10 protein-coding genes are annotated in these 10,666 nt (G+C 60.6%); all 10 read right to left on the minus strand.

All coding sequences use genetic code 11. The features are described 5' to 3' along the window. Positions 1-694, minus strand: a 694-nt coding sequence (gene tpiA, locus RDN59_RS09735; RefSeq protein ID WP_308607667.1) for a triose-phosphate isomerase, incomplete at its 3' end; no start/stop codon positions are given. Positions 695-738: 44 nt separating this feature from the next. Beyond that, positions 739-1,956 carry a phosphoglycerate kinase gene (gene pgk / locus RDN59_RS09740; protein ID WP_158381103.1) on the minus strand — a complete coding sequence of 406 codons (1,218 nt, stop codon included), beginning with the start codon at positions 1,954-1,956 and terminating at the stop codon, positions 739-741. A gap of 208 nt (positions 1,957-2,164) precedes the next feature. Further along, positions 2,165-3,172 (minus strand): type I glyceraldehyde-3-phosphate dehydrogenase, encoded by a 1,008-nt coding sequence (gene gap, locus RDN59_RS09745; RefSeq protein ID WP_070511751.1) that lies wholly within the window; start codon positions 3,170-3,172, stop codon positions 2,165-2,167. Positions 3,173-3,616: 444 nt separating this feature from the next. After that, complete coding sequence (gene whiA / locus RDN59_RS09750) at positions 3,617-4,606, minus strand: DNA-binding protein WhiA (RefSeq protein WP_308607668.1); 990 nt, start codon at positions 4,604-4,606, stop codon at positions 3,617-3,619. 101 nt (positions 4,607-4,707) lie between these two features. Next, positions 4,708-5,706 carry a uridine diphosphate-N-acetylglucosamine-binding protein YvcK gene (yvcK, locus tag RDN59_RS09755; RefSeq protein WP_308607672.1) on the minus strand — a complete coding sequence of 333 codons (999 nt, stop codon included), beginning with the start codon at positions 5,704-5,706 and terminating at the stop codon, positions 4,708-4,710. A gap of 87 nt (positions 5,707-5,793) precedes the next feature. Then, positions 5,794-6,675 (minus strand): RNase adapter RapZ, encoded by an 882-nt coding sequence (rapZ, locus tag RDN59_RS09760; RefSeq protein WP_308607673.1) that lies wholly within the window; start codon positions 6,673-6,675, stop codon positions 5,794-5,796. Between the two features lie 62 nt (positions 6,676-6,737). Then, the gene (gene uvrC / locus RDN59_RS09765) at positions 6,738-8,792 is read right to left on the minus strand and encodes an excinuclease ABC subunit UvrC (RefSeq protein WP_308607669.1); all 2,055 of its coding nucleotides are present in this window, start codon (positions 8,790-8,792) and stop codon (positions 6,738-6,740) included. Beyond that, a complete protein-coding gene (locus RDN59_RS09770) occupies positions 8,792-9,418 on the minus strand; it encodes a PH domain-containing protein (protein ID WP_308607670.1) in 627 nt (208 codons plus the stop codon). The genes uvrC and RDN59_RS09770 overlap by 1 nt, the downstream gene beginning before the upstream one ends. 86 nt (positions 9,419-9,504) lie before the next feature. Further along, complete coding sequence (gene ribH, locus RDN59_RS09775) at positions 9,505-9,987, minus strand: 6,7-dimethyl-8-ribityllumazine synthase (protein ID WP_158381106.1); 483 nt, start codon at positions 9,985-9,987, stop codon at positions 9,505-9,507. A 75-nt stretch (positions 9,988-10,062) separates the two neighbouring features. Further along, positions 10,063-10,666 (minus strand): GTP cyclohydrolase II (gene ribA, locus RDN59_RS09780; RefSeq protein ID WP_308607671.1); only part of this gene is annotated, 604 nt, incomplete at its 5' end.

The raw sequence follows: 10,666 nt of genomic DNA on the forward strand, positions 1-10,666 counted from the left end.
CGGGCTTGCCCACGATCTCCGCGATAGAGTCCACCTTGACGGAGCCGCCGTAGAGAATGCGGATGCCTTCGGCTACGTCATCGCCACCCAGCTCACGAACGAGCTCACGGATAGCGGCACACACTTCCTGTGCGTCATCGGCGGAGGCAACCTTGCCGGTGCCGATAGCCCACACCGGCTCATAAGCGATGACGGTCTTCGCCAGATCCTCAGCAGACAGGCCCTCCAGGGAGTTGCGGGTCTGGGTCACCACGTAATCGACGTGAGTGCCCTTCTCGCGGACATCCAGGGGCTCGCCGACGCACACGATGGGGCTGATGCCGTTGGTCAACGCTGCGGCGGCCTTTTCTGCGACAAGCTTATCGGTTTCGCCGTGGTACTCGCGGCGCTCGGAGTGGCCCACCACTGCCCAGGAGCAGCCCAGGGCGGACAGCATCTTGCCGGATACCTCACCGGTGTAGGCGCCGGATTCGTGCTTGGAGATGTCCTGCGCGCCGTAGGTGAACTGCAGGTCGTCGCCGTCGACGAGCGTCTGGACCGTGCGGATATCGGTGAACGGGACCATGAAAGCCACGTCGACCTTTTCGTAGTAGTCCTTTGGCAGGGAGAAAGCGAACTTCTGCAAGGAGCCGATAGCTTCCTTGTGGTCGAGGTTCATCTTCCAATTACCAGCAATAAGCGGGGTACGTGCCATGATTAGCCTTTCTCGAAGTCAGACTGTGTTGAGAGGATGGTTGATTAGGATTCCAGGACCTTGACGCCCGGCAGCTCCTTGCCTTCCAGGAACTCCAGGGAAGCGCCACCACCGGTGGAGATGTGGGAGAAGCCGTCCTCGTCGAGGCCGAGCAAGCGGACGGAAGCTGCGGAGTCACCGCCACCCACGACGGTGAAGGAACCATTCTTGGCCGTGGCATCGATGATGGACTGCGCCACACCTGCGGTGCCCTTGGAAAAGGCTTCCATCTCGAACACACCCATCGGGCCGTTCCAGAAGACGGTCTTGGAGGAAGCGATGACCTCATCGAACTTCTTCACCGACTCTGGGCCGATATCGAGGGACATCCATCCCTCCGGAATACCGTCGAGGCTCACAACCTTGTTCTCTGCCTCAGCATTGAACTCGGTGGCAGCGACGAGGTCGACCGGCAGAACGATCTTATCGCCGAAGCGCTCCAGCAGCTCCTTGCAGTTATCGATCTGGTCTTCCTGCAGTAGGGAGTTCTGGACGTTGTAGCCCTGTGCTGCCAGGAGGGTGTAGCACATTCCGCCGCCGATGATGACCTTGTCGGCCTTACCGGCAAGCGCCTCAATCACACCAAGCTTGTCGGATACCTTGGCGCCGCCAAGAACAACGACATACGGGTGCTCTGGCTTCTCTGCTACCGCTGCCAGGGTTTCCACTTCCTTCTGCACGAGCTTGCCGGCGTAAGCGGGCAGGCGCTTGGCCACGTCATATACGGAAGCCTGCGCGCGGTGCACAACTCCGAAACCGTCGGAGACGAAGGCGCCGTCATCTGCAGCGAGTGCGGCGAGCTCATCCGCGAACGCGCCGCGCTCTGCCTCGTCCTTGGAGGTCTCGCGTGGATCGAAGCGGACATTCTCCAGCAACAGGACATCACCCTCGTTCAGGCCGTTAGCGCGCTCGTGGGCGTCCTCGCCGCTGACATCCCCGGCGAGGGCGACATACTGATCCAGTGCCTCAGACAGAGCTTCTGCTACCGGGGCCAGCGAGTACTTCGGGTTGACCTCGCCCTTCGGGCGGCCCAAGTGCGCCGACAGGATGACCTTCGCACCGCCTTCAATCAAGGCCTTGATGGTGGGCAAGGAAGCGGTGATGCGACCGGAGTCGGTGATGTTTCCTTCATCATCGAGTGGGACGTTGAAGTCAGAACGGACGAGGACGTGGCGGCCGGAGACGCCTTCTGCGAGCAGGTCGTCCAGAGTCTTGAAAGCCATGATGTTCTCCTTAAAAGTAGGTACTTAAGCTAAAGGTTAATGCTATTCAATGGGAAAGTGTGCTGGTTCCTTATAAACGACTATCGGCCCAGCGCACGCCACGAAATTATGGAGGGTGAGGCGTTGCGCATGGGCCGGTGTCTAGCCTGTGGAGCTGTCACAGGCGATCACAGCTTGCTTCACTGTGCTCATTTCAAAGGATGAAGCTTTAGAGCTTGGAGGCAACCAGGGAGGTGGTGCGCACGAGCTGGCTGGTGTAGCCCCACTCGTTGTCGTACCAGCCAAGGACCTTGACGAAGTTGCCGTTGGAAACCTTGGTCATGCCCGCATCGAAGATGCAGCCGTGGGAGTCGGTGATGATGTCGGTGGAGACAATCGGATCCTCAGTGTAGCCCAGGGTCTCGCCGAACTCGCCGGTGGCGGCTTCCTTGATAGCAGCGTTGATTTCCTCAGCGGTGACGTCGCGGGATGCCTGGAAGGTCAGGTCGGTGGCGGAACCAGTGATGGTAGGAACGCGCATTGCGTAGCCGTCGAGCTTGCCCTCCAGCTCCGGGAGAACCAGGGAGACGGCCTTTGCTGCACCAGTGGAGGTCGGAACCATGTTGACGGCTGCGGCGCGGGCGCGGCGCAGGTCGCGGTGCGGGGCATCCTGGATGCGCTGGTCACCGGTGTAGGCGTGGATGGTGGTCATCAGGCCCTTCTCGATGCCGAACTTCTCGTGCAGAACCTTGGCCATCGGGGCCAGGCAGTTGGTGGTGCAGGATGCGGCGGAGATGACGTTGTGCTTCTCAGCGTCGTACTCATCGGAGTTAACGCCGTAGACGAAGGTAGCGTCGACGTTCTTGCCCGGAGCAGAGATGATGACCTTCTTGGCGCCGGCCTCGATGTGTGCCTTGGCGGCCTCACCATCGGTGAAGAAACCGGTGGACTCGATGACGATGTCGACGTTGTGCTCGCCCCAGTTCAGGTTCTTCGGATCGCGCTCTGCGGAGACTGCAATCTTGTGACCGTTGACGGTGATGGACTCGTCGTCGTGCTCGATCTCACCGTCGAAGCGGCCCAGCACCGAGTCGTACTTGAGCAGGTTGGCCAGGGTTGCGTTGTCGGTCAGGTCGTTGACTGCGACGACCTCGAGGTCATTGTTGCCCTGTGCGACTGCACGGAAGAAGTTGCGGCCGATGCGGCCAAATCCGTTGATACCTACGCGAATGGTCACTGTGATGTCTCCTCAAATAATCGAGTGAAGTTCTATCGTGGGGGCTTCCGAGACTTTGTCTTTATAGGCAGTGCGGTAGACCGTTCTTGCGGCACCGTTGCCCCTGCCACTTCCGTGACGTGCTCGGTGGTTTTCCCAACACGGCCGATAGTACTCACGGTTTGTGCATCCCGCAGTGCTCCTGCCCGTCCCCAACGCGAGTGGTCGCACGAGCCCAAAAAGAGGCGTATAGTGGTTGCGCCGCCGCAGAGAATTTGAGACAATCCTCGAGCTACACACCTGCAGTTTTGCCCGTTTGTGTGGGATTATGTTGGACACCCACACTGCCACGTGGTATATCTCACTAAAGCAAAAAAGAGCGGATTAATCCAAAAATAAATGCGGCAACAGCCGCACAGAAATCGGGCGGAATACCCCGCCTAATGCCCGAACGGGCAGGAGTAATTAAGACTCTTCAAAAAGATCCTCGGTAACCGCCTTCGTCGTATCGGGGACTCCAAGCTCCTTGGCACGCTTGTCCGCCATAGACAGAAGGCGCCGAATACGCCCGGCCACCGCATCCTTAGTCATTGGCGGATCAGCCAAGCGACCGAGCTCTTCCAAAGAGGCCTCACGATGCTGCACGCGCAAGCGGCCGGCATCCGCGAGATGCTCCGGAACGTCATCGCCCAAGATGACCATCGCGCGTTCGACGCGTGCTGCAGCCGTCACGGCCGCGCGGGCAGAGCGGCGCAAGTTGGCATCATCGAAATTGTCGAGACGGCGCGATGTATCGTGAGCTTCTCTCTGGATCCGCTTCTTTTCCCATGTCAGGCGCGTCTCTTGAGCGCCCATACGGGTCAGCAGCGCGCCAATGGCGTCGCCGTCGCGCACGACGACGCGGTCCGCGCCGCGCGTTTCCTTCGTCTTCGCCGCCACGCCCAAACGGCGCGCGCAGCCGACGAGAGCGAGTGCAGCCTCCTGACACGGGCAGGTCACCTCAAGCGCTGAGGAGCGGCCCGGTTCGGTCAAGGAGCCTTGCGCCAAAAAGGCGCCGCGCCAGGCTGCTTCATTATCGGCTACGGAACCAGAGATGACTTGTGGGGGCAGACCCACCACTGGGTGGCCGGAGCGGGTTACCAAACCAAGGCGTCTGGTCAATTCCTTGGCACCGGTGGTGATGCGCACTTGCACGCGACTCTTCTTGGACGCAGCCGCGGGTCCAGCTACGTGGGTGCTTGCGGAAATTGAATAGAGCTCATCGAGCGCGGTGACGAGGCGGTTCGCTACGCTCTGTGACTCCAGCTCCACCTCATACATCACGCGGTCCCCGGTGATGTGGAGCTCGCCAGCGAACCTGAGGATCGCGGCAACCTCCGCTGCGCGGGCGGACTGGCGCGGCACGGACACCGCCGTAAGTTCCTCCTTGACCTGATCGGTCAATGTCACAGACACCTCGTGCCTCCCCTTTCAACTCGTGGACGTAGCGCACCGCGCAGATTGGTGTGGGCGAGACGCGGCGGTGAACGATGAATGCCCCATAGTCTATCGCGCGCTTAACCGCGATGAGTGTCTGGGTCTCCCGCTGCGGAATCGCGTTCGGCGGCATACTCGGCGTAAAGCTCGGTGAAAACCTGCGCCAGCTTGTCTGGGCAGTGCTTATTGATCGACCTTCCGTCCTCATCGTATTGGCACACGTCTCGGAAGACTGCCGTAGCGCCCAGAACACTGGCGGCGCGCTGGACAAAGACTCGCTCCGACTCGTTCGGAAGCCCGGATGCATCGACGATAACGCGGTCTACCCGCAGGTTCGGCGCGTGCTGCGCTAGGACGTGCAGGTGGCGCTCGGCAGAAAACCCTTGGGTCTCACCCGGCTCAGCAGAAAGATTGAGCACCACCACGCGGAGAGCGTCCGACGAGGTAATCGCGTCGACGATATCCGGCACGAGAACGTGCGGGAGAACGGAACTAAACCAGGATCCAGGACCTAGGGTGATCAGATCCGCGTCGTGCAGCGCGCTAATGGTTTCCGGATTGGCCCGAGGCTTTTCCGGAATGATGCGCACCCGGCGCACCTGCCCCACGGTCGATGCAACAGCCACCTGGCCGCGGACCGAGCGAATGATGCGGGGGTCGTCGTCAAGCCCAGAAACATCCGCCTCAATCTCCAGAGGTAAGTTCACGGCTGGCAGTACCCGGCCGGCTGACTCTGTCAAGCGTGCAACGGCATCGAGCGCCGCCTGGAAATCCCCCAACACCTCAGTAAGACCGGCGATGAGGAGGTTGCCCACGGCGTGGCCAGCCATCGCACCGGTGCTCTGGAAGCGATGCTGCAGCGTCGCGGCCCACAGCTGACCTTCCTCCGTATCGCTGGATAAAGCGGCGAGCGCCATGCGCAAATCACCTGGCGGAATAATGTCCATCTCGCGGCGCAACCGGCCGGAAGAACCGCCGTCATCGGCCACGGTGACGATGGCGGAGATTGCCTCCGCGCCCGAGCGGCGAGCAGCCAGCAAGGTTTGATAAAGACCATGGCCGCCGCCCAGGCTAGCCATGTGGAGTGGGAGAGTCGTCACGTAAGTACTAGCTTTCAGTCATGTAATAAAAGGAATGAATACGAATCTTCTCGATACGTATCGCGCCTAGTCGCGGGCGATGTCTCGGTGCAGGGTGCTCACGTCCAAGTCTCCGCGCTCGCTAAGGCGGCGGGCGATCTCCTCCGTGACGGCCACGGAACGGTGGTGCCCACCCGTGCAACCAATGCCTACGGTGATGAAATTCTTGCCCTCGTGGCGATACCCCGTAAGCATCGAGTCCAACATGTCGATGAAGCGCTCGATAAATGGCTCGGCGGCGTCCTGGGACAGAACATAATCCGACACCGGCTCATCGGTACCCCGGTAGCCTCGCAGTTCCGGTACCCAATAAGGATTGGGAAGAAAACGGACGTCGACGACAAGGTCAGCGTCCCGAGGAGAACCATGCTTGAAGCCGAAGGATTGGAGCGTAATGTGCTGGCGCTCCCCGCGCATGTCGCCGAAGGCAGCCTCGATAGCACGGCGTAGGTCATGGACGGACAGATTCGTCGTGTCAATGATGATGTCCGCACGCTCACGAATGGACTGCACGGCGGCGCGCTCGCGTTGGATGCCGGCCTTCAGCGTTTCACCGTCCTGCAGCGGGTGCGTGCGACGCACCGAATCGAAGCGGCGAATCAGCACGTCATCGCGCGCATCGAGGAAAAGCAGGGTCGGCTTCATATCCAGCTGCTCTAGTTCATCCAGGGTTTCTGCCAAAGAACCAGGGAACATGCGGGAGCGTACGTCGGTGACCGCGGCGATCTTCGCAACTGGAGAATCCGGACGCGCACACAACTTCAAGAGGTCAACGATGGCCTTCGGCGGGATGTTGTGGGCCACATAGTAGCCCTTATCCTCCAACACTTTTGCCGCCGACGTCAGGCCGCCGCCCGACATGCCGGTAATCAAAATGGGCGGAGAATCAAACAACGTCATGGCCTCTATTCTTACCACTTAAGTTGGTGCCACGGTAGGAATCCTGCCTAGGAATGCGGTGGGAATCCCTCCTAAGAGTTATGAAGGTGATCAAAGACGGTCTGGGCCAATTTGGGGCCAAATCCCTTCACCTCGGCAATGTCCTCTACGCTTGCTTCCTTGAGCTTCTTCACCGAGCCGAAGTGCTTCACTAGGTCCGTGCGACGCTGCGGCCCCAAGCCCGGAACCGCATCGAGGACGGAGGAGCGCATCCGCTTTGAACGCTGCTGGCGGTGATAAGAAATAGCTACGCGGTGGGCCTCATCGCGCAGGTGCTGCAGTAGAAATAGCGCCTGCGAATTGCGCGGGAGAATCACCGGTTCGTCATCGCCGGGCACCCACACCTCCTCTAGGCGCTTGGCCAGACCGATGAGTGTCACATCGACGATGCCGAGCTCATCAAACACAGCTTGCGCGGCTGCCACCTGCGGTGCGCCGCCATCAACGATGAAGAGCTGAGGTGGGTAAGAGCTGCGTTTAGTCTGGCTCGCCGCCTCTTCGCGCACCAACTCCTCAGCGAAGGTGGTGTTCTCTAGCTCTTCATCAGGCACCGCCCGCTTATCGTCATGGTGATGCTTAAACCGGCGGCGGGTGACTTCGGCGATGGAACCGACATCGTCCGAGCGGCCATCGCCCGCCGCTTCCTTGATGCGATAACGCCGGTAGTCGGACTTACGGGGCAGCCCATCCTCGAAAACCACCAGGGAGGCCACAACATCGGTGCCCTGAATGTGGGAGATATCCGTGCACTCGATGCGCAACGGCGCGGAATCCATGCCCAGCGCTTCCTGCAGCTCCTGGAGTGCGGCGGAGCGCGCAGTGAGGTCGCCAACGCGCTTGAGTTTGTGTTGTTTCAGCTGCTCCTTGGCATTGCGCTCGACGGTCTCCAACAGCGCGCGCTTATCCCCTCGCTGCGGAACGCGCAGATCGATCTGGGCGCCACGCAGCTCCTCCAAAACGATTTTGACCTCATCGGCTTCATCGGGCAGTTCCTGGACCAAAATCTCCCGCGGAATAGCGTTTCCACGATGCTCCTCGGCATGGGATTCCTGGTCCACTCCCCTACGCTCCAACTTCGCGTCTTCTTCAGCCTCTAGGCGCTGGCGTTCCGCTGCGTCGGAATAGAACTGAATGAGGAAGTTTTGGATCAAAGCCGGAAGACCAGGATCTGGCTCGCCTTCGCGCACCGCGTCAGTCGTTGCCTGGTCTCCGGAACGCTCCACAACCCAGCCGCGCTGCCCGCGGATGCATCCAGCGCGCACATGGAAAATTTGGACTGCAGCCTCCAGTTCATCCGAGCTAAACGCAATGAGGTCCGCATCCGTGCCATCAGGCAACACCACTGCCTGCTGCTCCATCAACTTGTCGATGGCGCCCAAGTCATCGCGCAGGCGGGCCGCCAATTCAAACTCCAGGTTCTCCGCGGCCTCCTCCATGCGCTGCGTGACCCGCTTGCGAACGGGCGCGGTGTTACCGTTCATGAAGCTAATGAGTTGGTTAACCGTATCGCGATGTTCTTCCGGGCTAACGCGGCCGATGCAGGGGGCATCGCACTTGCCGATATACCCCAGCAAACAGGGCCGCCCCAAGCGCTCGTGGCGGTTGAACACACCCTTGGCGCAGGTACGCATGGGAAAGATGCGAGTGAGAAGATCGAGGGATTCACGCACCGCCCAGGCATGGGAATAGGGACCGAAATAGCGCACGCCCTTGCGGCGTGGGCCCCGGTAGAAGAACGCACGCGGAATGGTCTCCCCAACGGATACCGCGAGCATGGGATAGGTCTTATCATCGCGGTACATCACGTTAAAGCGCGGATCGAAGCGCTTGATCCACGTGTACTCCAGCTGCAGCGCTTCCACCTCGCTGGCCACCACGGTCCACTCCACCGAGGCCGCCGTCAGCACCATCTGGCGAGTGCGCGGGTGCAGTTGAGTGATGTCCTGGAAGTAATTGGATAACCGCGCCCGTAGGTTCTTTGCCTTGCCCACATAGATAACCCGGCGGTTCTCATCACGGAACTTATAAACGCCCGGATCTGTAGGGATGCTTCCGGGCGCGGGACGGTACTGAGAGGGATCAGCCACTAGTCATCCTGCGGCATGTAACGGGCTTCTAGGTCGCGGAAAGAGCGAACATTGGTGATCACGTCGTTCTTGTCGCCCGACTGCAGGGCCCAGACCGGCACGTATTCAAAGTCGGGCAGCTCGATGCGCGCCATGCGGGAGCCTTCGGGGAAGGACAGGCCGTAGATGACCTGCCACGGGTAGAAACGGGTTCCCACGATATTGCGGACCTCCACCCCGTCGGAGTTCGCGCGCAGCCGCGGGCGGGTCAGCGCCAGCCAAGACAAAACGGAAATCACCACGCCGACGCCGGGGAAAGCAAACTTATCAATCGTCGTCACCGTCGCGCCGGTAAAGGACAGGCCCACTGTAAAGCCCATGAAAAGGTGCGCGGCCATAACGAGAATGATCCAGATGATAGCCACCTTGCGCAGGTAGGGAGAGGTCACTTCATACTCCCAGGGCTTGGACGTCGTCTGGGCGAAAGGATCAGCGCTGGTATAGGCCAGCATTTGCTCATCGCTCATGCCACGGCCTGCTCCCCCGGCCGCCGTCGACGCAGCCGGTTGCGAAGAGGCGGAGGACTGGTTGGCATGGGCTGATTGTGCCCGCTCGTCGTGCCCGGAAGGCACCTGTGAGTCCGTCATCGAGTTTTCCATCTCCTCATCACTCCGCTGAGGCAGGCCACTCCCCCCTGTCAGAGACACAGGGCGGCGTGGTTGCACTTGGCAGCCTACTTTTGGTTTGACTCGTTCAGTGTACGCAACGTGTGTACGGTTTCTAAAGCTGCGTGCATGGCCTCGGCGCCTTTATCCTCTTCAGAGTCCGCAAAGCCGGCGCGATCGACGGCCTGCTCATAGTCGTTGACCGTCAGAACTCCATTAGCCACTGGGGTCGACTCATCGAGCGCGATTCGAGTCAGGCCCTGTGTTACGGAATCGCAGACGTAGTCAAAGTGCGGGGTGCCACCACGAACAACGCAACCCAACGCAACCACGGCATCATGGGTGCGCGCGGCGGCTTGGACCACGACGGGCAGTTCGAGAGCGCCGACCACACGCAGGGGCGTGGCCGCGGCGCCAGCGGCTTCGGCAGTCTCGAGCGCTCGACGATGCAGCTGATCACAAATCTCTGCGTTCCACGTTGCGGTAACGACGGCGACGCGGATACCTTCCCCGGAGACATTGTTCGGGGTGGGCAGGCCTTCCTTGCTCATAGTGTGCTCCTTGTACTCAAAGCTTGGTACTCAATGCGTGATGGTTAGGGGCGCTGAAGCGCTTCATCCCCAACTCTAGGAATGCTTCTGATCCCATTCGGCTACCTGGGGCAGATCATGCCCCATCCGGTCACGCTTGGTGCGCAGATAGCTGATGTTTTCTGCCGTGGCGGGGGTAGCGAGCGCGGTGCGCGCGGTGGCATCGATGCCGAAGCCTTGCAGCCCCGCGCCCTTGTGCGGGTTATTGGTCAAGAGGTTCACGGACTTCACGCCGACGTCGCGCAGGATTTGCCCGGCTACCGAGTATTCGCGTGCATCCTCCGGCAGGCCCTGCTCCACGTTGGCGTCAACGGTATCGAGTCCCTCGTCCTGCAGGCGATAGGCCTTGAGCTTGTTGACGAGGCCAATTCCGCGCCCCTCCTGTCCACGCAGGTAGATGACGATACCTCGTCCCGCTTCCTGCACCGCGCGGAGGGATTCCTGTAGCTGCGGGCCGCAGTCACAGCGCTGGGAGGAGAAAACATCACCGGTTAGGCATTCTGAGTGAACGCGCACGGGTACATCCTCCGCCCCGGCGTAGCTGTCCACATCACCGACGAAAAGCGCCATGTGCTCGCGCTTGTCGACGTCATTCGAATACCCTACCGCGCGAAACTCGCCGTATTCGGTGGGCAGGCGA

The sequence above is a fragment of the uncultured Corynebacterium sp. genome, from assembly GCF_902489365.1.
Taxonomy (GTDB): domain Bacteria; phylum Actinomycetota; class Actinomycetes; order Mycobacteriales; family Mycobacteriaceae; genus Corynebacterium.

Bases quoted from the DNA above. Each gene is read 5' to 3' on its own strand.
- pgk (WP_158381103.1), bottom strand. From the start codon at position 1,956: ATGGCTTTCAAGACTCTGGACGACCTGCTCGCAGAAGGCGTCTCCGGC.
- yvcK (WP_308607672.1), bottom strand. From the start codon at position 5,706: ATGGCTAGCCTGGGCGGCGGCCATGGTCTTTATCAAACCTTGCTGGCT.
- RDN59_RS09770 (WP_308607670.1), bottom strand. From the start codon at position 9,418: ATGACGGACTCACAGGTGCCTTCCGGGCACGACGAGCGGGCACAATCA.
- ribH (WP_158381106.1), bottom strand. From the start codon at position 9,987: ATGAGCAAGGAAGGCCTGCCCACCCCGAACAATGTCTCCGGGGAAGGT.